Source organism: Pantoea sp. SS70, assembly GCF_029866845.1.
GTDB lineage: Bacteria > Pseudomonadota > Gammaproteobacteria > Enterobacterales > Enterobacteriaceae > Pantoea > Pantoea leporis.
Window position 1 is genome coordinate 1,029,459 of the sequence record NZ_CP117199.1, and the last position, 22,572, is coordinate 1,052,030.

Here is a 22,572-nt window from a genome sequence, read left to right on the forward strand (position 1 = left end):
AGGCTTCATTAAGCCGCAGATGGCTGCGCGTGACAAGAGGGGGAAAAGCCCGCCAGTGAAATTTTTCTTCTTACTGGCGGGTAATACGGGATGAAGCCTTAATGGCGGGTTCTTACGCCAATTTGACGCATGTCATTACCGGTTGGCGATTGATGGACGCGCAGACCAAAAGTAGGTAGCACCGCGTAAATATGGTCAAAGATATCCGCTTGAATATTCTCGTACTCTTTCCACACCGTGGTGTTGGTGAATACATACACTTCCAGCGGCAAACCGTTTTCACCTGGCGCTAACTGCCGCACCATTAACGTCATCTCTTGATGAATACGCGGATGCTGCTCCAGCCAGCTCTGCAGCCAGACGCGGAAGGTACCGATATTCGTCAGGCGGCGACCGTTGAGTGGTGAATCTAAATCACAGCCCAGTTGCGCATTCCATGCGGCCACTTCTTCGCTTTTGCTATCCAGATACGGTGCCAGCAGATGCGCACTTTTCAGCTGCTGCATCATGGCATCATCAAGGAAGCCAATACTGGTGGTATCAATATGAATGCTGCGCTTAATGCGACGCCCACCGGATTCCGACATGCCGCGCCAGTTTTTAAAGGAGTCGGAAATTAAGGCGTAAGCGGGAATGGTAACAATGGTGTTATCCCAGTTGCGCACTTTTACCGTGGTTAAAGAAATATCGATGACCGCACCGTCTGCACCATATTTCGGCATTTCCAGCCAGTCATTCATTTTCAGCATATTATTGGCCGCCAACTGAATACCGGCCACCAGACCCAGAATTGGATCTTTAAATACCAGCATCAGCACCGCGGTCATGGCACCGAGTCCGGTGATCAATACGCCGGGCGATTTACCCAACAGCAGCGAAATAATCATGATTACCATTAAAATGGCGGCGATCAATTTCACGCTCTGGATAATACCGCGCAGCGGCAATTGCTGTGCCAGCATGCTGTTCGCGCTGAGCTGCTGCAGTAAATCCAGCAAGGAGAACAACATCAGCAGGGCGAAGATCATCATCCACAGCTGGGCGAAAATCAGCAGCGCTGCATAGATCTGAGCACTGTCGTGCAGGAAGAGTTCAGTCTGTAATTTGAATAGCACACCTTGCATCAGCCAGACGCTGCGGCTAAACAGGCGACTGTTAATCAGCGCTTTTGGCCACTGACGGCTACTTTTCTCGGTGTAGCGACGCAGCAGCGGCAAGATAGCGCGGTGCAGAATGGCGTGAGTAAGCAGTGAGATGGCAAAGATTATGGCAATCACTATCCCCAACGCCAGGATGTGCGTGTAGCTAAGACCGGCTTCTGCGAGCCGGTTGGCAATAAGATGCTGCATGAGATTTCCCTGAGTGTGACGAAGATTAAGGTCACGCAGGGTAGGTGATGGGAAATTTCCCGTCCAACAGACGGGTCTTGAATTACCTAATATTACAATTCCTGCGCGCGCGCGGCGGCCATTAAGCGCGGATAAAACTGGAAGAATAGCGGCTTAAGTTGCTCGTAGTGATCAACAAAATCCTGATAGGAGTCGCGCAGCGCGGCTAAGCGCGGACGGCGATGCGCCATGCCGTTGAGCACGCGTGCCAGCCGCGTTGGTTCGGCATAGTGCTCAAACCAGCGTTCGCGCCACATCACTGCGTTCAGCTCAATGAAACCTTCCGGCGTGCCCGCCAGCTGCGGCACGATGTTTTGTTCAGCCGCCGCGGTAAATGCCACCAGCGACTGCGTTGGGTTGAATTTATCCCAGTGCAGCGCGAGGAAATGGTCCCAAATCACGTCGAGCGTGATGGGGGCCACGCGGCGCGTTTCCGGACGAAACAGCGCACGCGCAATCCGCACTTCGGGCAGGTTATCGGTCAGGACGTCGAGGCGACGATGCATGGCAATGCCATCCACCACCGGTGCAGGCCATTGTGATTGCACGTTGCCGCGCACGAAATCGGCCATGAGATTGCCCAGCAGAGAGCTGTTAGCCAGCTGCGCCAGGTGAAGGTGAGCGAGAAAGTTCATGGCGCATTATATACACGTCATACATCAAGTTACAGGTGCGTGGGCTGCTCTCGTTTGCCGCCTGCCTGCACCTCGAATTATTTTGTGTATTCGCAGAATCACAGAAGCGCAGCCAGTTGTTCAGAATTTGCCGCTTTTCCGCTAGACTATGCCGCCTGATTTTAAGTCCTGAAGAAGTGAAGCATGCGCGTAGCCGATTTTACCTTTGAGTTGCCAGAATCCTTAATCGCCCACTATCCGCAGGCGCAGCGAAGCGGTTGCCGCTTGCTATCGCTGGATGGTCCAAGCGGCGCGTTAAGCCACGGCGTATTTACAGACGTGATGGATAAGCTCAATCCGGGCGATCTGCTGGTGTTCAACAACACCCGCGTGATTCCGGCGCGCGTCTTTGGGCGTAAAGCCAGCGGCGGCAAAATCGAGATGCTGGTTGAGCGCATGCTGGACGATAAGCGCGTGCTGGCGCACGTGCGCGCCTCCAAAGCGCCCAAGCCGGGCGCAGCGCTGCTGCTAGGCGATGACGAAAGTGTCAAAGCCACGATGGTGGCGCGCCATGACACACTGTTTGAGATCGCCTTCGAAGACGATCGCGCGGTGCTGGATATTCTCAACAGCGTCGGCCATATGCCGCTGCCGCCGTATATTGATCGTCCGGATGAAGATGCTGACCGTGAGCTGTACCAGACCGTGTACGGCGTGCGTCCCGGCGCCGTCGCCGCACCGACCGCCGGTTTGCACTTTGACGAGCCGCTGCTGGAAGCGCTGAAAGCTAAAGGCGTCGAGATGGCGTTTGTCACGCTGCACGTCGGTGCCGGGACTTTCCAGCCAGTGCGCGTTGAAACCATCGAGGATCACATCATGCATGCCGAATACGCGGAAGTGCCGCAGGATGTGGTGGATGCGGTGCTGGCGTGTAAAGCACGCGGCAACAAAGTGGTCGCCGTGGGCACCACCTCAGTACGTTCGCTGGAGAGCGCCGCGAAGGCCAGCCAGGATGCGCTGATTGCACCCTTCTTCGATGACACACAGATTTTCATCTATCCCGGCTATCACTATCAGGTGATCGATGCGCTGATCACCAACTTCCATCTGCCGGAATCGACCCTGATTATGCTGGTTTCGGCCTTTGCTGGTTATCAGCACACCATGGCGGCTTATCACAGCGCGGTGGCAGAGCAGTACCGTTTCTTTAGCTACGGGGATGCGATGTACATCACCCGTAATCCACAAGCGCCTGACGAAAGCGTCGGCGCATAATTGAATCAGACTGTTTCTCTGATCAGAGGTTAATGTGAAATTTGAATTAGATACTACCGACGGGCGCGCGCGCCGTGGCCGTCTGGTCTTTGATCGTGGCGTTGTTGAAACCCCAGCATTTATGCCCGTGGGCACTTACGGCACGGTGAAAGGCATGACGCCGGAGGAAGTGAAAGAGACCGGCGCGCAAATCCTGCTCGGCAACACCTTCCACCTGTGGCTGCGCCCAGGTCAGGAGATCATGAAACTGCACGGCGACCTGCACGATTTCATGAACTGGCAAGGACCGATCCTTACCGATTCCGGCGGCTTCCAGGTGTTCAGCCTTGGCGATATCCGTAAGATCACCGAAGCGGGCGTGCACTTCCGTAACCCGATCAACGGCGATCCGATTTTCCTCGATCCGGAAAAGTCGATGGAAATTCAGTTCGATCTCGGTTCTGACGTGGTGATGATCTTCGACGAATGTACGCCGTATCCGGCGGATTGGGATTACGCCAAACGTTCGATGGAGATGTCGTTGCGCTGGGCACAACGCAGCCGCGATCGCTTCGATTCACTCGGCAATAAAAATGCATTATTCGGCATTATTCAGGGCGGTGTTTACGAAGATTTACGAGATGTCTCGGTTAAAGGTCTGGTAGAGATTGGCTTTGATGGGTACGCTGTGGGCGGCCTGGCGGTGGGTGAACCTAAAGAGGACATGCACCGAATCCTGGAGCACGTCTGTCCGCAAATTCCGCAAGACAAACCGCGTTATTTGATGGGCGTCGGCAAGCCAGAAGATCTGGTGGAAGGCGTTCGCCGCGGTATCGATATGTTTGACTGCGTTATGCCAACGCGCAATGCGCGCAATGGTCATCTGTTTGTTACCGATGGCGTGGTGAAAATTCGTAATGCCCGGTATAAAGATGACACCGCAACGCTGGATGCAGAGTGTGATTGTTACACCTGTCGCAATTATAGCCGCGCCTACTTGCATCATCTTGATCGCTGTAACGAAATACTGGGCGCACGCCTGAATACGATTCACAATCTGCGCTATTACCAGCGTTTGATGGCCGGTTTACGTAAGGCTATCGAAGAGGGTAAATTAGAGCACTTTGTTAGCGAGTTCTACCAACGGACGGGGAAGGCGGTTCCTCCGCTGAACGTCTGATAATTCATCAATGAGGGAAATTTAATGAGCTTTTTCATTTCTGACGCCGTAGCCGCAGCAGGCGCACCGTCTCAGGGAAGTCCGTATTCTCTGGTGATCATGCTGGTGGTATTTGGTCTGATCTTCTACTTCATGATTCTGCGTCCGCAGCAGAAGCGTACTAAAGATCACAAGAAACTGATGGATTCCATCTCTAAAGGTGATGAAGTGCTGACCAGCGGTGGTTTAGTTGGCCGTGTGACCAAAGTGGCAGAAACTGGCTATGTTTCTATTGCCCTGAACGACACCACTGAAGTAGTTGTTAAACGTGATTTCGTGGCCGCCGTTCTGCCGAAAGGTACTTTGAAGGCGCTGTAATTTTTTCTTCCCGAAGGGAACTGCCGTGTTAAACCGTTATCCTTTGTGGAAGTACATCATGCTGGTCGTCGTGATTCTCGTCGGCCTGCTCTATGCGCTTCCTAACCTTTATGGTGAGGATCCGGCCGTTCAGATCACTGGTGCGCGCGGTGGCGCCGCCAGTGAGCAAACGTTGGATCAGATCCAGACCGTATTAAAACAAGACAATATCGAGAGCAAATCCCTCGCTCTGGAAAATGGTGCCATTCTGGCCCGCTTTGCAACGCAGGATGGACAGCTGCGCGCGCGTGATGCACTCACCAGCGCGCTGGGCGAAGACTACATTGTGGCCCTTAACCTTGCGCCGGCAACGCCTCGCTGGCTGAGCATGCTGTCCGCGGAACCGATGAAACTCGGTCTTGATCTGCGCGGCGGCGTTCACTTCCTGATGGAAGTGGATATGGATACGGCTCTGGGCAAACTGCAAGAGCAGAACGCCGACAGCCTGCGCAGCGATCTGCGCGACAAAAGCATTCCGTATACCACCGTTAATAAAATCGCGAACTATGGCGTAGAAGTGCGTTTCCGTGACGGCGCCAGCCGTGACGCGGCAATCAGCTACTTGTCTACTCGCCACCGCGATCTGGTGATCTCAAGCCAGGGCAGCGATGCGCTGCGTGCGGTGATGAGCGATGCGCGCCTGAGCGAAGCGCGTGAATATGCGGTGCAGCAAAACATCACCATTCTGCGTAACCGTGTGAACCAGCTCGGCGTTGCCGAACCGCTGGTGCAGCGTCAGGGTTCTGACCGCATCGTGGTGGAACTGCCGGGTATCCAGGACACCGCGCGCGCCAAAGAGATTCTGGGCGCTACCGCCACGCTGGAATTCCGTCTGGTGAACACCAGCGTGGATCCAACCGCAGCGGCCAGCGGCCGTGTGCCCGGCGATTCGGAAGTGAAGAAAACCCGCGACGGGCAGCCAGTGGTGCTGTACAAGCGTGTGATTCTGACCGGTGATCACATCACTGATTCCACGTCGAGCATGGATGAGTACAACCAGCCGCAGGTGAACATTTCACTGGATGGCGCGGGCGGCAACATGATGTCCAACTTCACTAAGGACAACATCGGTAAGCCGATGGCGACCCTGTTTGTGGAGTACAAAGACAGTGGTAAGAAAGATGCCAACGGCCGGTCGATTTTGGTGAAACAGGAAGAAGTGATTAACGTGGCGAACATCCAGTCGCGCCTCGGTAACAGCTTCCGTATCACCGGTATCAATAATGCAAACGAAGCACGTCAGCTGTCGCTGCTGCTGCGCGCGGGTGCGTTGATTGCGCCAATCCAGATTGTAGAAGAGCGTACTATCGGCCCAACCATGGGTCAGCAGAACATCACACAAGGCCTCGAAGCCTGCCTGTGGGGTTTGATTGCTTCGATCCTGTTCATGGTGGTGTTCTACAAGAAGTTTGGTCTTATCGCTACCAGCGCGCTGCTGTGTAACCTGGTGCTGATTGTCGGCATCATGTCACTGCTGCCAGGCGCGACGCTCACCATGCCGGGTATTGCCGGTATCGTGCTGACGCTGGCGGTTGCGGTCGATGCTAACGTGTTGATTAACGAACGTATTAAAGAAGAGTTGCGTAACGGACGATCGGTACAGCAGGCGATTCATGAAGGCTATAAAGGCGCCTTCTCCAGTATCGTCGATGCCAACGTCACTACGCTTATCAAAGTGATCATTCTTTATGCGGTCGGTACCGGTTCAATCAAAGGCTTTGCGATTACTACGGCTATCGGTATCGCAACCTCAATGTTTACCGCTATCGTCGGCACCCGTGCCATCGTTAACCTGGTGTACGGCGGCAAACGCATCAACAAGCTGTCTATCTGAGGAGTGCGTTGTGGCACAGGAATATAGTATTGAGCAGCTAAACCACGGGCGTAAAGTCGTCGACTTTATGCGCTGGGATAAGCTGGCTTTCATCATCTCCGGTCTGCTGATTGTGGCATCTATCGTCATTGTCGGTGTGCGAGGCTTCAACTGGGGCCTCGACTTTACCGGCGGAACGGTGATTGAGATTAACCTGGAAAAACCGGCGGATCTCGACGCGCTGCGTGAAGGTTTGGTGAAAGCGGGCTTTGAAGAGCCGCTGGTGCAGAACTTTGGTAGCAGCCGTGATGTGATGGTGCGTATGCCTCCGGCCACCGGCAATGCCGGCACCGAACTGGGCAATAAAGTGCTGGCTTCCATTAGCCAGACCACGCAGCAGAACGCTACCGTGAAACGCATCGAGTTCGTTGGCCCAAGCGTGGGTAGCGATCTGGCGCAGGCCGGTGCGATGGCGCTGCTGTCAGCGCTGATTGCGATTTTGATCTACATCGGCTTCCGCTTTGAGTGGCGTTTAGCGCTCGGCACCGTTCTGGCGCTGGCGCACGATGTGATCATCACCTGTGGCATTTTGTCGCTGGCGCACGTCGAAATCGACCTGACGATTGTCGCCTCATTGATGTCGGTCATTGGTTACTCGCTTAACGATAAGATCGTGGTCTCCGACCGTATTCGTGAGAACTTCCGCAAGATCCGCCGCGGTTCTTCTTACGACATCACTAACGTGTCGCTGACCCAGACGCTGAGCCGTACCTTGATCACCTCCATCACTACGCTGGCGATGATCATGATCCTGTTCGTGTTTGGTGGTGCGTTGCTGAAAGGTTTCTCACTGACCATGCTGATCGGTGTCACCATTGGTACCATTTCATCGATTTATGTCTCTTCAGCGCTGGCGCTGAAACTCGGCATGAAGCGTGAACATATGCTGGTACAGAAAGTGGAAAAAGAGGGCGCAGATCAGCCTTCGATTCTGCCGTAACGCGGAGTCAGAAAGTAAACGGGCTGCCATTGGCAGCCCGTTTTTTTATGCCTGTCGATCAGGGCGTGGTTTTCGTCGCTGGAGGCTCAACATCGTGCACGCGCACGTAGCCGAGTTGCTCCGGGGTTAACCCGCTGAGTCGCAGCGGTACGCTAACGGAACTGCGCGGCATTAACTGTGCAGGAACCTCGATGGTCTGGCTCAGGCTGCCCGCGTTAAGCGGTTTGCCGCTGGCCGGATCCATTTCGCCCCATACCACGGTCGCGCGCAGTGCCGGAATCGGCTGATCATTGGTTGAGCGGATATTCAGATTGGCGCGACTGCCGCTGGCTTCACCCGCCACCTGCGAGAGTGACAAACGCAATTTACCTAGCTGCGTCTGTAACTCCACCGGCGTATTGGCTTGCGGCAACAGCCACGCGCCCTGGGTGGATTGGCTGTTCAGCTGTCCCTGAATCTCCAGCGCCGTTGCCTGATTGGTCAGCTTGCGCATCTGCTGATTAAGCTGACTCACCTCCTGATGCAACTCTTTGACCTGCGGTGAAACCGGCGTTGAACTGCAACCACTGAGAACCAGCAAAGAGAGTGCTGCCGGAGCCCAAAACGTCCTGATCGTCATGCAATGTCCTTTCTTTATTCGGGAATTCGTAAAACCTGGCCAGGGTAGATCTTATCAGGATGCGTCAGCATTGGCTTGTTCGCCTCGAAAATCTTGTTGTATTCATTAGGATTTCCGTAGACCTCTTTCGATACCGCACTCAAGGTATCGCCTTTTTTCACGGTATAGAATTTCGCGGGCGTAGCGGCATCGCTGGCGGTGACCTTGTCATCCACCTTGGTGATGCCCGCGACGTTACCGGCGGCCACCAGAATCTTCTCTTTTAACTCCTGAGAGATGCCATCACCAGTCACAGTAACGGTATCGCCTTTGACATCCACCTTGACCTTATCGCTGTCGGGCAAACCGAGTTTGTTGATGTGATCCTGCAATTTCTTGCTGGCATCGTCGCCGCCGCCACTGACGGCATCCCACAGTTTTTCTCCAGCATCTTTCACGAAATCAAACAGACCCATACATCCTCCAGATTTTTATGATGTTGGCCGCCTTGCTGGCGGCTCTTTAAGCGTAGTGGTTTTTTGCCTTTGGTCATGTAGGTGATGTCTTGCATTTGGCTTAACGTCACAAACGGGGATTCACACATTATGTGCCACACACATACATTTTGTGGCGCGATCGCGCTACACTGTGTGGCCTATTTATCTCGCATCAGGAAGCCTCATGCATTGCCCATTCTGCTCCGCTGTGGACACCAAAGTGATTGATTCTCGTCTGGTTAGTGAAGGATCGTCGGTGCGTCGCCGTCGTCAGTGTCTGGTGTGTCATGAGCGTTTTACCACCTTTGAAGTGGCAGAGTTGGTGATGCCGCGCGTGGTAAAAAGCAACGATGTGCGTGAACCCTTCAATGAAGACAAGCTCAGCAGCGGCATGATTAAGGCGCTGGAAAAACGCCCCGTCAGCGCCGATGCGGTTGAAAGCGCGGTCAATCATATTAAAACTCAGCTGCGTGCCACCGGTGAACGCGAAGTGCCAAGCGCACTGATCGGCAATCTGGTGATGGATGAGCTGAAAAAGCTCGATAAAGTGGCCTACATTCGCTTTGCCTCGGTCTATCGCAGCTTCGAAGATATTCGCGATTTTGGTGAAGAGATCGCCCGCCTACAGGACTAATCCATGACTGACGAACGCTATATGGCGCGCGCGCTGGAACTGGCGCGGCGCGGACGCTTTACCACCACACCTAACCCCAACGTCGGCTGCGTGATTGTGCGCGAGGGCGAGATTGTCGGCGAAGGCTGGCATCAGCGCGCCGGCGAACCGCATGCCGAAGTGCATGCGCTGCGTATGGCGGGCGAACGAGCTGCTGGCGCAACCGCGTATGTCACGCTGGAACCTTGTAGCCACCATGGACGCACGCCGCCGTGCTGCGATGCGCTGATTGCCGCAGGCGTGACGCGCGTGGTCGCCGCGATGCAGGATCCCAATCCGCAGGTGGCAGGACGTGGACTCTACCGTTTACAGCAGGCGGGCATCGACGTCAGTCATGGCCTGATGATGAACGAAGCGGAAGCGCTGAACCGGGGTTTTCTCAAACGTATGCGGACCGGATTCCCGTGGATCCAGCTGAAGCTCGGCGCATCCCTTGATGGCCGCACCGCCATGGCGAGTGGCGAAAGTCAGTGGATCACCTCCGCGGCCGCAAGGCGCGATGTGCAACGTTTACGCGCCCAGAGTTCAGCTATTCTTAGCACCAGCGCCACGGTGTTGGCGGACAATCCGTCGCTCACGGTACGCTGGAGTGAATTGAATGAAGAGGTGCGTGCGCAGCTCGAAGAAAGCCAGCTGCGCCAGCCGGTGCGCGTGGTGATTGATAGCCAACAGCGCGTCACGCCGCAGCACCGACTGATTGACCAGCCAGGCGAAACCTGGCTGATGCGCAGCGAGCCCGATCAACACGCGTGGCCTGCCAGCGTGACCCAGATTGCGGTGCCCCAGCGTGGTGAACAGCTTGATTTGGTCGCGATGATGATGTTGCTCGGCCAGCGCCAGATCAACAGCGTGTGGGTGGAAGCGGGTGCCGGATTAGCGGGTGCTTTGCTGCAAGCGGGCCTGGTGGATGAGCTGATTGTTTACATGGCGCCAAAGCTGTTAGGGAATGCCGCACGCGGCCTGTGCACGCTGCCCGGACTGGAACAGCTGGCCGATGCGCCGGCCCTGAATTTTAGCGATGTGCGCCTGGTTGGCGAGGACCTGCGCCTGACGCTGACGCCGCGCTGAAAGCGCGCGGAAAAGCCTGAGCGCGTCGCCAAAGAGTATGATAGAATCCGCCCCCTTCTGCGGGGCCATAAAACAACCCAAAGGATATGTATGAAAGTTATCGAAGCTCCTGTTGCCACGCCTGATGCAAACATTGCCATCGTAATTGCGCGTTTTAACAACTTCATTAATGACAGCCTGCTGGACGGCGCGATTGACGCACTTAAGCGCATCGGCCAGGTGAAAGCAGATAACATCACCGTTGTCTGGGTTCCAGGTGCATACGAACTGCCGCTGGCAGCACGCGCACTGGCGAAAGCCGGTAAGCACGACGCCATTGTTGCGTTGGGCACTGTCATCCGTGGCGGCACCGCACATTTCGAATATGTGGCCGGTGAAGCCAGCTCGGGCATTGCGCACGTCGCGATGACCAGCGAAATCCCGGTGACCTTCGGCGTGTTGACCACTGAAAATATCGAGCAGGCGATTGAACGCGCCGGCACGAAAGCAGGTAATAAAGGTGCCGAAGCGGCCCTGACTGCACTCGAAATGATCAACGTATTGAAAGCCATCAAAGCCTGATTTTTGTAAGGGGAATTTTGTGAAACCTGCTGCTCGTCGTCGCGCCCGTGAGTGCGCTGTCCAGGCGCTTTACTCCTGGCAGCTGTCTAAGAACGACATTGCCGATGTGGAATACCAGTTTCTGGCGGAACAAGACGTCAAAGACGTCGATATTAGCTATTTCCGCGAATTGCTGGCCGGTGTGGCGACTAACAGCGCGTACCTGGACGGTCTGATGAAGCCTTACCTGTCGCGTCAGCTGGAAGAGCTGGGCCAGGTAGAAAAAGCCATCCTGCGTATTTCGCTGTATGAGCTGAGCAAGCGTTCTGATGTGCCTTATAAAGTGGCCATCAACGAAGGCATCGAGTTGGCAAAAGTGTTTGGTGCTGAAGACAGCCACAAATTCGTCAACGGTGTGCTCGACAAAGCTGCCCCGCAAATTCGACCAAACAAAAAATAGCGTTAAAGGCCGGTTATCCGGCCTTTTTCTCATTGAGACCTGACTTATGTCTTGTGGTGAATTCGAACTGATTGCACGTTACTTTAACCGCGTCACCAGCTCCCGCCGCGATGTGGAGAAAGGAATTGGTGACGACTGCGCGTTACTTAACGTGCCAGAAAAACAGACACTTGCCATCAGCACCGACACGCTGGTTGCAGGCGTCCACTTCTTACGTGATATCCATCCCGCCGATCTCGGCTACAAAGCCGTCGCCGTTAATCTCAGCGATTTAGCCGCCATGGGCGCCGATCCGGCCTGGCTGACGCTGGCATTAACGCTGCCTGAAATTGATGAACCGTGGGTGGCGGCCTTTAGCGACAGCCTGTTTGAGCTGCTGGATTATTACGATATGCAGCTGATTGGTGGCGATACCACGCGCGGACCGCTGAGCATGACGCTCGGCATTCACGGTTTAGTGCCAGTGGGAAGGGCGCTGAAACGTTCGGGCGCGAAGCCAGGCGACTGGATTTTCGTCACCGGCACCCTGGGTGACAGCGCGGCCGGTTTATCGCTGCTGCAGCATCGCCATCGCCTGAACGATCCGGCGGTGCACGAAGCGTTGATCAAACGCCATCTGCGTCCAATGCCGCGCGTGCTGCAAGGCCAGGCGCTGCGCGGTCTGGCAACCTCGGCGATCGATATCTCTGATGGCCTGATTTCCGATCTCGGCCATGTGCTGACCGCCAGCCGCGTTGGCGCTCGCATCAATCTCGACGCGTTACCGCTTTCAGCGGCCCTGCGCGATCACTTCGAGCCTGAACTGGTGCTGAAATGGGCGTTGAGCGGCGGCGAAGATTACGAGCTGTGCTTTACCGTGCCAGAAGTGAACCGTGGCGCGATTGACGTGGCGCTCGGCCATTTTGGTGTGCCTTATACCTGTATTGGGCAGATTGCACCCGAATCGGAAGGGCTGAGTTTGCTGGAGAACGGCAAGCCGCGCAGTGTAGATGTGAAAGGGTTTGATCACTTCGGCGCGAAGTAAATTGCCCTCACCCTAACCCTCTCCCACAAGTGGGAGAGGGGACAATTAGGTAGGGACTGCTCGTTCTGCTCCAACAAGTGGGAGAAGGAACGATTAGGTGGGTACTGCAGATACTGCTCCCTCGCCCGCTTGCGGGAGAGGGCTGGGGTGAGGGGAATGGTCTACCTTACTCAAACCCCACCATCGGATGCGGTTGATATACCGTTTCCAGCTCGGCAATCTCATTCTCACTCAATTCAACATCCACCGCTTTCACCAACTCGGCGAACTGTTGCTCGCGCGAAGCGCCAATGATCGGCGCGGTGACCGCCGGTTTATGTAATAGCCACGCCAGCGCCACCTGCGCGCGCGTCACGCCTTTATCGGCGGCTACATTAGCCAGACGCTCGGCAATTGCCGCATCGTTCTCTTCGGTGCCGGTATACAGCTTCTCCATCACATTATCCGATACCGAACGTGCGGTGGTTTCGCCCCATGGACGCGTGAGTTTACCGCGCGCCAGCGGGCTCCACGGCAGCACCGCGATCCCTTCGCGCTGACACAGCGGATGCATGTCATTCTCTTCCTCACGCTGAATCAGGTTGTACTGATCCTGCATGCTGACAAAGCGCGCCCAGTTATTTTGCTTTTGCAGTTCCAGCGCCTGAGCAAACTGCGATGCGTGCATTGATGATGCGCCGATGTAACGCGCCTTGCCGGATTTCACCACTTCATGCAGCGCTTCCAGCGTCTCTTCAATCGGCGTGGCGTAATCCCAGCGGTGAATCTGCAGCAGATCGACATACTCCATACCAAGGCGCGTCAGGCTGTCATCAATCGATTGCAAGATATTCTGGCGCGACAAGCCTTGTGACAGATTACTCAGCGGAAAATAGACCTTGGTGGCGACCACAACCTGATCGCGGCGGGCAAAATCTTTCAGCGCCCGGCCCACAATCTCTTCGCTGCTGCCATCGGAATAGCTGTTAGCGGTATCGAAGAAGTTGATGCCGGCTTCCAGCGCCTGCTTGATCAACGGTCGGCTGCTCTCTTCAGGCAGCGTCCACGCGTGATTGCCGCGCGTGGGATCGCCGTAAGTCATGCAGCCTAAACAGAGACGTGAAACCTGTAAGTCGGTTTGGCCTAGGGGAATGGTTTTCATCTATTTGGGCTCCTGCTCTTATGCTTGAGGGAAATCGTTCCCTAAGCATAGCAGCAGGCTCGCTCACCGGGCGGTGAGCGAGTCGGGCAGATTACTGGGCGAGCCAGTCAGTGATTTGCTGCTGAATACCGGCGGCATCCAGCTGATAATCCTGACGTACTTCTTCCTGCGTGCCTTGTGGGATGAACTCATCCGGCAGGCCGAGGTTGAGCACCGGCACGCGCAGGCGTTTTGCCATCACGTACTCATTGACGCCGCTGCCGGCGCCGCCTTTGATGGCGCCTTCTTCCAGCGTAACCAGCGAATCGTGGCTGGCCGCCAGCTCGGCAATCAGTGCTTCATCGAGTGGCTTCACAAAACGCATATCTACCAGCGTGGCATTTAGCGCTTCCGCAGCGGCAGCGGCTTCTGGCAGCAAAGTACCGAAGTTAAGGATCGCCAGCTTTTCGCCGCGACGCTTCACGATACCTTTGCCCAGCGGCAAGCTAGCCAGCGGTTCCAGCGTTGCGCCGGTGCCGGTACCGCGCGGGTAACGCACCGCACTTGGGCCATCCTGATAGTGATATCCGGTGTAAAGCATCAGACGACATTCGTTTTCATCGCTTGGCGTCATGATCACCATCTCTGGCACGCAGCGTAAGAACGCGATATCAAATGCGCCCTGATGAGTTTGACCATCCGCGCCGACAATACCGCCGCGATCGATAGCAAACAGCACCGGCAATTTCTGGATGGCGACATCGTGGATCAGCTGATCGTAGGCGCGCTGCAGGAAGGTCGAGTAGATCGCCACAACCGGTTTGTAACCACCAATCGCCATACCCGCCGCGAACGTTACCGCGTGCTGCTCGGCAATCGCCACATCAAAATATTGCTGCGGATAGTCGCGTGAGTAGCTCACCATGCCCGAGCCTTCGCGCATCGCTGGCGTGACCGCCATCAGGCGCGGATCGTCAGCCGCCATTTCGCTCAGCCAGTTGCCGAAAATCTTCGAGTAGCTTGGTAAGCCCGGCACGCTTTTCGGCAGCGCCAGGCTGGCGGGATCGAACTTCGGTACCGCATGCCAGGTAATCGGATCTTCTTCCGCAGGGGCATAACCTTTGCCCTTTTTGGTCATGATGTGCAGGAACTGCGGACCTTTCAGATCGCGCATGTTCTTCAGCGTGCTCACCAGCGTCAGCACGTCGTGACCATCTACCGGGCCGATGTAGTTAAAGCCCAGCTCTTCAAACAGCGTACCCGGCACCACCATGCCTTTCAGGTGCTCTTCTGTGCGCTTCACCAGCTCTTTAATCGGCGGCAAACCGCCCAATACACGCTTGCCGCCTTCGCGCAGGCGTGAATAGGTTTTCCCGGAGAGAATCTGTGCCAGACGATTGTTGAGTGCGCCCACGTTCTCGGAGATCGACATCTCGTTGTCGTTGAGGATCACCAGCATGTCCGGCTTGATGTCACCGGCGTGGTTCATGGCTTCAAACGCCATGCCGGCGGTGATCGCGCCATCGCCAATAATACAGGCGGTGCGACGGCCTTTGCCTTCACGTTCGGCGGCAACCGCCATGCCAAGCCCGGCGCTGATCGAGGTGGAGGAGTGACCTACGCTCAGCACGTCGTACTCACTCTCACCGCGCCACGGGAACGGATGCAGGCCATTTTTCTGGCGGATGGTGCCGATACGATCGCGGCGTCCGGTCAGGATTTTATGCGGATAGGCCTGATGGCCTACGTCCCACACCAGATGATCAAAGGGGGTGTTATAAACATAATGCAGCGCCACTGTTAGCTCGACGACGCCCAGACCCGATGCAAAGTGGCCGGAAGATCGGCTCACGCTATCCAGCAGATACTGACGCAGTTCGTCACACAGCTCCGGAAGTTTTTCTTTCGGTAATAAACGTAATTCCTGAACCGTGTTGGCTAACGCCAGTGTCGGGTATTTTGCAATATCAAAACTCATCAGAGACTCATTATGAAAGTTATTTATCGCGTTCAATTATGAAGCTTGCCAGCGCTTGTAAGGCGAGTGTGTTGTAAGACTGTGCCGCCAGAATATCGAGCGCGCCGAGCGCCTCTTGATAAAGATCCCAGGCTTTACTGCGGGCATTTTCCAGCCCCATCAATGAAGGATAGGTGCTTTTACCCAATGCCTGATCCGCGCCCTGTGTTTTTCCTAACACGGCGGTATCGCCGACCACATCGAGGATGTCATCCTGCACCTGAAACGCCAGTCCGATGGCATTGGCGTAGGTATCCAGTAGCGGCATCGCGGCGCGACCACGATCGCCGGCGGCTAATGCGCCAAGACGTACCGCGACGCGAATTAACGCGCCGGTTTTATGGCGGTGAATCTGTTCCAGCTGCGCCAGATCGATGCTTTTGCCTTCCGCCGCCAAATCCAGTGCCTGACCGCCGCACATGCCTGCCACGCCGCTGGCCTGCGCCAGTTCGGAAATCATCGCAATACGCGCGTCGGCGCTGACGCCGGGCATCGGCTGATCGGCCAGAATCGAAAAGGCCAAAGTTTGCAGAGCATCGCCGGCGAGAATCGCCGTGTCTTCACCATATTTAATATGGCAGGTTGGCTGCCCGCGGCGTAACGCATCGTCGTCCATCGCCGGCAGATCGTCATGAATCAGGGAATAAGCATGGATGCATTCCACGGCCGCAGCCGGCACATCGAGGCTGGCGGCATCGGCCTTTAGCATTTCGCCTGTTGCGTACACCAGAAAGGGACGCAGACGCTTACCGCCTAATAATGCCCCATACTCCATGGCATTCACCAGAGGAGAACTCTGAAAAGGAAGTGGATCTATTAAGCGCGTCAATGCCTGATTAACGCGTTGATGGTAAGCGCTCAGCAGTTTAGCAAAATCCATTACTCATTTTCCGGGGTAAAAGGGGCGAGGGCGGCATCTTTCTCATCGCTAAGCAGAATTTGCACACGCTGCTCTGCCTGCTGCAGGGTTTGCTGACCGGTACGTGCCAATTGTACGCCGCGTTCAAATTCGTTCAGCGCCTGCTCTAACGGCAGCTCGCCACTTTCCAGGCGGCTAACAATCTGTTCCAGCTGCTCTAATGCGCTTTCAAAACTGGCAGGCGCTTCGGCTTTTTTCGGCATAATCAGTGTCGACTCACAGGTTAGGAGATCATCTTGCAATCGGTCATGGTAGCTGACGAGGATTAATTAGCAAAATAATGAATGTGATGAAGGTTGCTTAAAGCAGTCACCCGGCAAAGGTGATATACTTTTGCGCCTCGGATGCGGGGGCTCCTGAATTAACCCGCAATTATATGATTTTAACAGTTAAGTGCCGATGCTTTTAGCACTTATTTGTCCAAACGAACCCCTGTCGCCATGAAGTTTATCGTCAAGCTGTTTCCAGAAATCACCATCAAAAGTCAGTCGGTGCGTCTGCGCTTTATCAAAATTCTCTCCAGTAGCATTCGTAATATTCTGCGCACCGTGGATGAAGAGATCAAAGTCGTGCGCCATTGGGACCACATTGAAGTGCGTTCTAAGAATGAGTCGCTGCGCGAGACCCTTGTCACCGAACTGACGCGCATTCCGGGCATTCACCATGTGCTGGCGGTGGAAGATCGCGCCTACACCGATATGCACGACATTTTCGAGCAGACGCTGGTGCTGAACCGCGAGCGTCTGGAAGGCAAAAGCTTCTGCGTGCGCGTCAAGCGTCGCGGCAAGCACAGCTTCAGCTCGCAGGACGTGGAACGCTACGTTGGCGGCGGCCTTAACCAACACATCGCCAGCGCGCGCGTGCAGCTCAATCGTCCGGAAGAAACGGTGAATCTGGAGATCGACGACGATCGTCTGTTGCTGATCACCGCACGCTATGAAGGCTTAGGCGGATTCCCGATTGGTACCCAGGAAGATGTTCTGTCACTGATTTCCGGCGGTTTTGATTCTGGCGTGTCGAGCTACATGCTGATGCGTCGCGGCTGCCGCGTGCATTACTGCTTCTTCAACCTTGGCGGTGCGGCACACGAGATTGGCGTGCGCCAGGTTGCACATTACCTGTGGCAGCGCTTTGGTCGCTCACACCGCGTACGCTTCGTAGCGATCAACTTCGAGCCGGTAGTCGGTGAGATTCTTGAGAAAGTGGACGACGGCCAAATGGGCGTGGTGCTGAAGCGTATGATGGTGCGTGCGGCGTCAATGGTGGCGGAACGTTACGGCGTGCAGGCGCTGGTGACCGGCGAAGCGCTGGGCCAGGTTTCCAGCCAGACGCTGACCAACCTGCGTTTGATCGATAACGCCTCCGATACGCTGATTCTGCGTCCGCTGATCTCCCATGACAAAGAGCACATCATTGATGTGGCACGTAAGATCGGCACCGAAGATTTTGCCCGCACCATGCCAGAATATTGCGGCGTGATTTCGAAAAGCCCAACCGTTAAAGCGGTGAAGGGCAAGATCGAAGCGGAAGAGCAAAACTTCGATTTCGAGATCCTTCATCGCGTGGTGCAGGAAGCCAGCAACGTCGATATCCGTGAAATCGCCGAGCAGACGGAAGAAGAAGTGGTGGAAGTTGAAACCGTTGACTCCTTCATCAGCAACGACGTGGTGCTGGATATCCGTTCGGCCGATGAGCAGGAGGCGAATCCGCTGATCGTCGAAGGCGTTGAAGTGAAAACTCTGGCGTTCTACAAACTCAGCACCCAGTTTGGCGACCTTGACCAGAGTAAAACCTGGCTGCTGTATTGCGATCGCGGTGTGATGAGTCGTCTGCAGGCGCTCTATCTGCATGAGCAGGGCTTCAAAAACGTGAAGGTTTATCGTCCATAAGCGATAAACCGTAGCGGCGCGATGAATCACGCGTATTTCATGCGGCATCAGTGTTGCAGTGAAATGCGCAATTAATCACGCCGCTACAATCATGTGCAGTCTGTTGTAACAACGTTACCGCTCTTCAAACTCCTGATAATTATAAATCCCTGCCGCCAGTACCAGCTGTGAAGCCACTTCACGCGCGGTCTCTTTATCCACCAGCAAATCAATCAGCTTCAACGCAAAATCCATTGCGGTGCCCGGTCCCTGGCTGGTCAGCAGATTAACGCGCGGATCCCACACCACGCGGCGCTCCATCCATTTGCTGTCGGGAATGGTGTCACGCAGGCCGGGAAAACCGGTCATATTGCCGACGGGAAACAGATCGTGCGCGACCAAAACCGTGCCCGGCGCGGCACAAATCGCCGCCACAATCTTGCTGGAGAGATGGAACTGGCGCACGGTTTCCACCAGCAGCGGGCTGTCGCGGAAGGTTTGCGCGCCTTTTAAACCGCCGGGCAACACAATCGCATCGTAGTCGTTATCCGCCACCTCAACCAAAGGCGCATCCGCCAGCAGCCGTACGCCGCGCGAACAGACGATCTCACGCGTACCATCGCTCTCCACGCTGGCGGTGGTGACGCTTAAACCGCCGCGTACCAGCAAATCGATAGTGGTGACCGCTTCGGTCTCTTCACTTCCATGTGCCAGGCAAACCAGAACCGATGCGTTCGCGCTCATAGTGGGACTCCTTACGTTTAATCAGATCGTACAAACGGGTGTTTTCCGGCAGTGAAATGCCCTGCGCGCGGGCGCGACGCAACAGGTAGCCGGTGATGTAATCAATTTCGGTCAGACGCTGCGCGCGCACATCCTGCAACATTGATGAGGTATTGGCGGCGGTGCTATCGATCACGTCGTAAATGATGTCGCGCAGATTATCCACCGCCATGTGCTGGCCTTCGCGCTCCATCACCCAGGCGATCTCTTCGCACAGCAGCGCGACTTGTTCCGGCCAGGCGCGCAGCGCCCCGTTCTGGCAATCGTGCTCAACGGTCATCGGATTGATCACGCAGTTGATTGCCAGCTTGCGCCAGCTGGCGGCGGCGATGTTGTCATGCCAGGCCACATCCGGCAGCGCCTGATGCAGAATATCGGCGATATCGCTGAGTGCGGCGCTCTCACGATTAGCAGGGCCGATATGGGTGATGCCGTGCGCAATATGCTTAATCACCGTGCCGTCGCGCATTGCCGCGTGTGTGGTGATGCCGCGCAACAGCGGCTGACGCAAATCTTTCAGCTCTTCCAGGGTTCCCATGCCGTTATGCAGCAGCAGAATTGGCGCGTGTGTCGGCAGCACGCTTTGCAGATTTTTCACCGCAGGGGAAACCTGTGGCGCTTTGAGCGTCACCAGTAACAGCTGGCTTTCGGCGAGGAACAGCGGATCGTTGGCAATAAAGGTGTGATTGCTCACATGGCCTTGCGGATCGACTACGTTGGCTGAGCAATAGGGCTGCGGTACACGTAACCAGCCCTGCACCTCATGTCCCTGACGGGCGAGAGCGGCGAGCCAAATTTGACCTAAGGCGCCACACCCCAACACGGTAATTTTCATTTTGCCTCCCGTGGGCGGGTTCCTGTTTTCACGTTACGGGTAAGTATAGCTTTCCGCGTATCGTGTTTTATTAGCGCCACAAGACGCGTATTATGCATGTCACTTTAGTATCAGGAGAAGAAAAGATGCCATCTTTCGATATCGTTTCCGAAGTCGAATTGTCGGAAGTGCGAAATGCCGTGGAGAATGCGAACCGCGAGATCTCAACTCGTTTCGATTTCCGTAACGTGAGTGCAACCATTGAGCTCAACGAAAAGAACGAGACCATCAAACTCAGCAGCGAATCTGATTTCCAGGTCAAACAGCTGGTGGATATTCTGCGCGAAAAGTTGCTGAAGCGTGGCATTGAAGGCGCGGCGATTGAAGTGCCAGAAGAGATCGTGCACAGCGGTAAAAGCTGGTCGGTGGAAGCCAAGCTGAAGAAAGGTATCGAAAGCGATATCGCGAAAAAGCTGGTGAAGCTGATTAAAGACAGCAAGCTGAAAGTGCAGACGCAGATTCAGGGTGAAGAACTGCGCGTAACCGGTAAGTCACGCGACGACCTGCAAGGTGCGATGGCGCTGGTGCGCGGTGGCAACCTCGGTCAGCCTTTCCAGTTCAAAAACTTCCGCGACTAATCGCGTTTGTCGCGCGCCGCACGACGATAAAGCGTGCTGCGCGCGACGCCTAAGGCTTCCGCCGTTTTACTGATATTACCATTGAAGCGCTGCAGCGTTTCGCTGATCAACCGCCTATCATGACTCTGCCGATCGGACTGTGGCTGCACCGCCGCACGCCGATACTCTGCCGGTAAATGCACCTCTGTCACTTCTTCACCTTCATCCGCCAGCGCCAATAGCACGCGTAACAAGCTGCGCAATTGCCGCACGTTACCCGGCCACGGCAGCTGCGCCAGAGCCGTCAACAGCGCAGGTGAGAGCTGAATATCGCGATCCGCGCCGCCCAGCTCCAGCCATAATCGACGGATAAAACCTTCCACATCCGGCCAGGCGCGCAGCGGCGGAATGGTCATCGAGAATTCCTGCAGGCGATAGAGCAAATCTTCGCGGAATTCGCCTTCGGCCACGCGCTGTGCCAAATCGCGGTGCGTGGCGCTGATCACCGCGAAATTCACCGGCCAGCTGCGGCTGGATCCGAGCGGCGCCACCTCTTTCTCCTGCAACACGCGTAGCAAGCGGGTTTGTAGTGCCAGCGGCATATCGCCAATTTCATCAAGGAACAGCACGCCGCCATCCGCTTCACGGATTTTGCCGATGTAACCATTCTTGCTCGCGCCGGTGAACGCGCCGGGTTGATAGCCAAACAGCTCAGATTCAATCAGCGCTTCGGGGATGGCCGCGCAGTTAATGGCAACGAATTTGCCTTCGCGCCAGCGGCTTTGCTGATGCAGTGCGCGGCTGACATACTCTTTGCCGCTGCCGGTTTCGCCGTGAATGCACAGTGAAACGCCGGCATTGAGCAGTCGCACCATCTTCTCGCCATCGCGCCCCAGCGAGAAAGGCAGCTCGCTGGCGGGTTCGCTCGGCGTGGCAAAATGGCTGCGCTGCGGTGCTCGCAGGCGAAAATAGTAGCGCTGCGTAGCGTAATCGAGCGGAGCGGGAATGCTGTTGGCGTGCTGCTGCTGTTGCGGAAACAGTTGTTGAAAGGTCACGCTGCCGAGTTGCCCGACGCTCAGCGCCAGTTCGCGCATCGCCAGCCTGTTGGCGGCGGTCAGGACGTTATCCGAGAACACCAGCAGCAGTTCATCGCTGGTATCGATGCCCTGCGGCTGCAGATGCAGGCTCATCAACCATTGCTGCGGATGCAGGCTCTGCTTCACCCACAGATATTCGATCTGTTTCGCCGCCGCTTTCACCCAGCTAAAGGTCTGCGGATGCGGGAAGTGCGCCGGGCCGGAAATATCCAGCACGCCAGCAATCTGACCGTTGGGCATTTGCAGCGGCATCGCCGCACAGTACAAACCTTGATTGAGCGTCAGGAAGTGCTGATGACCTTGAATCTCGCAGCCATCATCAATCGCCAGCGCGGTGCCAATCGCATTGGTGCCGCGCCCGCATTCACTCCACAAATTGCCTGGCGCCAGCGCATAACGTTGGGCTTTTTCCATCGAAGGCATATCGCCAAAGGTATTGAGTACCAAACCGGTGGCATCCGACAGAATCACCACCGATTGCTTCTCGGCCAGTTTCTGCGCCAGCTGTTTGATCACCGGCTGCGCGAACTGCTGCAGCCCGGCATTGCTGGCAAGCACATCGGCCAGTTCACCCTGGCGAACACGCGGAAAATCATCGGCGGTGCGATCGAGGCCATACAGCTGGCTACGGAACCAGGAGTCGCTTAACAGCGGATTGGCGTTAACGGCAGACGCGGATGGATTTCCCTGCATTGATGACCTCATGCCCAAGCGAAAGTGTTGCGACATTGTAGCGGGTCGGTTTCTGTACTGTTGCGATACGCAACACAGATGGTGAACTTTTCTGCACAACATAGCCAGGTCATGTTGTGCGTCGGCTCTTAACTTAATG

The 22,572-nt window shown here is 55.7% G+C and carries 23 protein-coding genes; 12 read left to right on the top strand and 11 right to left on the bottom strand.

The annotated features are described in order from the left end of the window. Window positions 1-98: 98 nt before the first annotated feature. Window positions 99-1,349: a mechanosensitive ion channel family protein gene (locus tag PO881_RS04620; protein WP_192236718.1), complete on the bottom strand. Its 1,251-nt coding sequence runs from the start codon at window positions 1,347-1,349 to the stop codon at window positions 99-101. A 92-nt stretch (window positions 1,350-1,441) separates the two neighbouring features. After that, the gene (locus PO881_RS04625; protein ID WP_210081250.1) at window positions 1,442-2,023 is read right to left on the bottom strand and encodes an ACP phosphodiesterase; all 582 of its coding nucleotides are present in this window, start codon (window positions 2,021-2,023) and stop codon (window positions 1,442-1,444) included. Window positions 2,024-2,206: 183 nt separating this feature from the next. Between PO881_RS04625 and queA the strand changes: the two genes are divergently transcribed. The 5 genes from queA to secF are packed head-to-tail and all read left to right on the top strand — an operon-like array spanning window position 2,207 to window position 7,645. Then, a complete protein-coding gene (gene queA / locus PO881_RS04630) occupies window positions 2,207-3,277 on the top strand; it encodes a tRNA preQ1(34) S-adenosylmethionine ribosyltransferase-isomerase QueA (RefSeq protein ID WP_210081249.1) in 1,071 nt (356 codons plus the stop codon). Between the two features lie 34 nt (window positions 3,278-3,311). Beyond that, window positions 3,312-4,436: a tRNA guanosine(34) transglycosylase Tgt gene (gene tgt, locus PO881_RS04635; protein WP_061717469.1), complete on the top strand. Its 1,125-nt coding sequence runs from the start codon at window positions 3,312-3,314 to the stop codon at window positions 4,434-4,436. A gap of 24 nt (window positions 4,437-4,460) precedes the next feature. Continuing rightward, window positions 4,461-4,793, top strand: coding sequence for a preprotein translocase subunit YajC (yajC, locus tag PO881_RS04640; RefSeq protein ID WP_008103990.1), 333 nt, complete (start codon window positions 4,461-4,463; stop codon window positions 4,791-4,793). 25 nt (window positions 4,794-4,818) lie between these two features. Then, window positions 4,819-6,666: a protein translocase subunit SecD gene (gene secD, locus PO881_RS04645; RefSeq protein ID WP_101762445.1), complete on the top strand. Its 1,848-nt coding sequence runs from the start codon at window positions 4,819-4,821 to the stop codon at window positions 6,664-6,666. A 10-nt stretch (window positions 6,667-6,676) separates the two neighbouring features. Continuing rightward, window positions 6,677-7,645 carry a protein translocase subunit SecF gene (gene secF, locus PO881_RS04650; protein ID WP_101762444.1) on the top strand — a complete coding sequence of 323 codons (969 nt, stop codon included), beginning with the start codon at window positions 6,677-6,679 and terminating at the stop codon, window positions 7,643-7,645. Window positions 7,646-7,703: 58 nt separating this feature from the next. Here the strand turns inward: secF and PO881_RS04655 are convergent, their stop codons facing one another. Together PO881_RS04655 and lysM are read right to left on the bottom strand one after the other, a co-directional pair. Further along, the gene (locus PO881_RS04655; RefSeq protein WP_280172522.1) at window positions 7,704-8,264 is read right to left on the bottom strand and encodes a DUF3251 domain-containing protein; all 561 of its coding nucleotides are present in this window, start codon (window positions 8,262-8,264) and stop codon (window positions 7,704-7,706) included. 14 nt (window positions 8,265-8,278) lie between these two features. After that, the gene (gene lysM / locus PO881_RS04660; RefSeq protein WP_101762442.1) at window positions 8,279-8,719 is read right to left on the bottom strand and encodes a peptidoglycan-binding protein LysM; all 441 of its coding nucleotides are present in this window, start codon (window positions 8,717-8,719) and stop codon (window positions 8,279-8,281) included. A 205-nt stretch (window positions 8,720-8,924) separates the two neighbouring features. Here lysM and nrdR point away from each other — a divergent pair, with 205 nt between their 5' ends. From nrdR to thiL, 5 genes are all read left to right on the top strand, one after another. After that, the gene (gene nrdR / locus PO881_RS04665; protein WP_008103978.1) at window positions 8,925-9,374 is read left to right on the top strand and encodes a transcriptional regulator NrdR; all 450 of its coding nucleotides are present in this window, start codon (window positions 8,925-8,927) and stop codon (window positions 9,372-9,374) included. A 3-nt stretch (window positions 9,375-9,377) separates the two neighbouring features. Then, window positions 9,378-10,481, top strand: a complete 1,104-nt coding sequence (ribD, locus tag PO881_RS04670; RefSeq protein ID WP_192414017.1) for a bifunctional diaminohydroxyphosphoribosylaminopyrimidine deaminase/5-amino-6-(5-phosphoribosylamino)uracil reductase RibD — start codon at window positions 9,378-9,380, stop codon at window positions 10,479-10,481. 90 nt (window positions 10,482-10,571) lie between these two features. Next, window positions 10,572-11,042, top strand: coding sequence for a 6,7-dimethyl-8-ribityllumazine synthase (gene ribE / locus PO881_RS04675; RefSeq protein WP_007887008.1), 471 nt, complete (start codon window positions 10,572-10,574; stop codon window positions 11,040-11,042). 19 nt (window positions 11,043-11,061) lie between these two features. Further along, on the top strand, window positions 11,062-11,481 hold the full coding sequence (gene nusB, locus PO881_RS04680; protein WP_007887007.1) for a transcription antitermination factor NusB: 420 nt from the start codon (window positions 11,062-11,064) through the stop codon (window positions 11,479-11,481). A 46-nt stretch (window positions 11,482-11,527) separates the two neighbouring features. After that, window positions 11,528-12,505 (top strand): thiamine-phosphate kinase, encoded by a 978-nt coding sequence (gene thiL / locus PO881_RS04685; RefSeq protein ID WP_101762440.1) that lies wholly within the window; start codon window positions 11,528-11,530, stop codon window positions 12,503-12,505. A 166-nt stretch (window positions 12,506-12,671) separates the two neighbouring features. Here thiL and PO881_RS04690 read toward each other — a convergent pair whose 3' ends face one another. The 4 genes from PO881_RS04690 to xseB form a co-directional block, all read right to left on the bottom strand. Beyond that, window positions 12,672-13,646 carry an aldo/keto reductase gene (locus tag PO881_RS04690; protein ID WP_192414018.1) on the bottom strand — a complete coding sequence of 325 codons (975 nt, stop codon included), beginning with the start codon at window positions 13,644-13,646 and terminating at the stop codon, window positions 12,672-12,674. 91 nt (window positions 13,647-13,737) lie between these two features. Further along, window positions 13,738-15,603, bottom strand: coding sequence for a 1-deoxy-D-xylulose-5-phosphate synthase (gene dxs, locus PO881_RS04695; protein WP_101762438.1), 1,866 nt, complete (start codon window positions 15,601-15,603; stop codon window positions 13,738-13,740). A 19-nt stretch (window positions 15,604-15,622) separates the two neighbouring features. Continuing rightward, entirely contained in the window at window positions 15,623-16,522 is a 900-nt protein-coding gene (gene ispA, locus PO881_RS04700) for a (2E,6E)-farnesyl diphosphate synthase (protein ID WP_192414019.1), read from the bottom strand. After that, the gene (xseB, locus tag PO881_RS04705) at window positions 16,522-16,764 is read right to left on the bottom strand and encodes an exodeoxyribonuclease VII small subunit (protein ID WP_101762436.1); all 243 of its coding nucleotides are present in this window, start codon (window positions 16,762-16,764) and stop codon (window positions 16,522-16,524) included. Before xseB ends, ispA begins: the two co-directional genes overlap by 1 nt. Before the next feature lie 237 nt (window positions 16,765-17,001). Here xseB and thiI point away from each other — a divergent pair, with 237 nt between their 5' ends. Further along, window positions 17,002-18,450: a tRNA uracil 4-sulfurtransferase ThiI gene (thiI, locus tag PO881_RS04710; RefSeq protein WP_110867750.1), complete on the top strand. Its 1,449-nt coding sequence runs from the start codon at window positions 17,002-17,004 to the stop codon at window positions 18,448-18,450. A gap of 114 nt (window positions 18,451-18,564) precedes the next feature. On the opposite strand, the gene yajL is transcribed toward thiI, so the two are convergent. Then, the gene (gene yajL / locus PO881_RS04715; RefSeq protein ID WP_137385266.1) at window positions 18,565-19,173 is read right to left on the bottom strand and encodes a protein deglycase YajL; all 609 of its coding nucleotides are present in this window, start codon (window positions 19,171-19,173) and stop codon (window positions 18,565-18,567) included. Next, a complete protein-coding gene (panE, locus tag PO881_RS04720; RefSeq protein ID WP_280172523.1) occupies window positions 19,127-20,047 on the bottom strand; it encodes a 2-dehydropantoate 2-reductase in 921 nt (306 codons plus the stop codon). The genes yajL and panE overlap by 47 nt, the downstream gene beginning before the upstream one ends. Before the next feature lie 125 nt (window positions 20,048-20,172). On the opposite strand from panE, the gene PO881_RS04725 reads away from it, so the two are divergent. Continuing rightward, a complete protein-coding gene (locus tag PO881_RS04725) occupies window positions 20,173-20,664 on the top strand; it encodes a YajQ family cyclic di-GMP-binding protein (protein ID WP_101762432.1) in 492 nt (163 codons plus the stop codon). Here the strand turns inward: PO881_RS04725 and PO881_RS04730 are convergent. Next, window positions 20,661-22,433 carry a sigma-54-dependent Fis family transcriptional regulator gene (locus PO881_RS04730; RefSeq protein WP_192414022.1) on the bottom strand — a complete coding sequence of 591 codons (1,773 nt, stop codon included), beginning with the start codon at window positions 22,431-22,433 and terminating at the stop codon, window positions 20,661-20,663. The two genes, PO881_RS04725 and PO881_RS04730, sit on opposite strands and share 4 nt — an antisense overlap. Between the last annotated feature and the right edge of the window lie 139 nt (window positions 22,434-22,572).

Coding starts and splice junctions, on each gene's coding strand:
- PO881_RS04620 (WP_192236718.1), bottom strand. CDS start 1,349: ATGCAGCATCTTATTGCCAACCGGCTCGCAGAAGCCGGTCTTAGCTAC.
- PO881_RS04625 (WP_210081250.1), bottom strand. CDS start 2,023: ATGAACTTTCTCGCTCACCTTCACCTGGCGCAGCTGGCTAACAGCTCT.
- queA (WP_210081249.1), top strand. CDS start 2,207: ATGCGCGTAGCCGATTTTACCTTTGAGTTGCCAGAATCCTTAATCGCC.
- yajC (WP_008103990.1), top strand. CDS start 4,461: ATGAGCTTTTTCATTTCTGACGCCGTAGCCGCAGCAGGCGCACCGTCT.
- PO881_RS04655 (WP_280172522.1), bottom strand. CDS start 8,264: ATGACGATCAGGACGTTTTGGGCTCCGGCAGCACTCTCTTTGCTGGTT.
- lysM (WP_101762442.1), bottom strand. CDS start 8,719: ATGGGTCTGTTTGATTTCGTGAAAGATGCTGGAGAAAAACTGTGGGAT.
- nrdR (WP_008103978.1), top strand. CDS start 8,925: ATGCATTGCCCATTCTGCTCCGCTGTGGACACCAAAGTGATTGATTCT.
- ribD (WP_192414017.1), top strand. CDS start 9,378: ATGACTGACGAACGCTATATGGCGCGCGCGCTGGAACTGGCGCGGCGC.
- ribE (WP_007887008.1), top strand. CDS start 10,572: ATGAAAGTTATCGAAGCTCCTGTTGCCACGCCTGATGCAAACATTGCC.
- thiL (WP_101762440.1), top strand. CDS start 11,528: ATGTCTTGTGGTGAATTCGAACTGATTGCACGTTACTTTAACCGCGTC.
- PO881_RS04690 (WP_192414018.1), bottom strand. CDS start 13,646: ATGAAAACCATTCCCCTAGGCCAAACCGACTTACAGGTTTCACGTCTC.
- dxs (WP_101762438.1), bottom strand. CDS start 15,603: ATGAGTTTTGATATTGCAAAATACCCGACACTGGCGTTAGCCAACACG.
- ispA (WP_192414019.1), bottom strand. CDS start 16,522: ATGGATTTTGCTAAACTGCTGAGCGCTTACCATCAACGCGTTAATCAG.
- xseB (WP_101762436.1), bottom strand. CDS start 16,764: ATGCCGAAAAAAGCCGAAGCGCCTGCCAGTTTTGAAAGCGCATTAGAG.
- thiI (WP_110867750.1), top strand. CDS start 17,002: ATGAAGTTTATCGTCAAGCTGTTTCCAGAAATCACCATCAAAAGTCAG.
- yajL (WP_137385266.1), bottom strand. CDS start 19,173: ATGAGCGCGAACGCATCGGTTCTGGTTTGCCTGGCACATGGAAGTGAA.
- panE (WP_280172523.1), bottom strand. CDS start 20,047: ATGAAAATTACCGTGTTGGGGTGTGGCGCCTTAGGTCAAATTTGGCTC.
- PO881_RS04725 (WP_101762432.1), top strand. CDS start 20,173: ATGCCATCTTTCGATATCGTTTCCGAAGTCGAATTGTCGGAAGTGCGA.
- PO881_RS04730 (WP_192414022.1), bottom strand. CDS start 22,433: ATGCAGGGAAATCCATCCGCGTCTGCCGTTAACGCCAATCCGCTGTTA.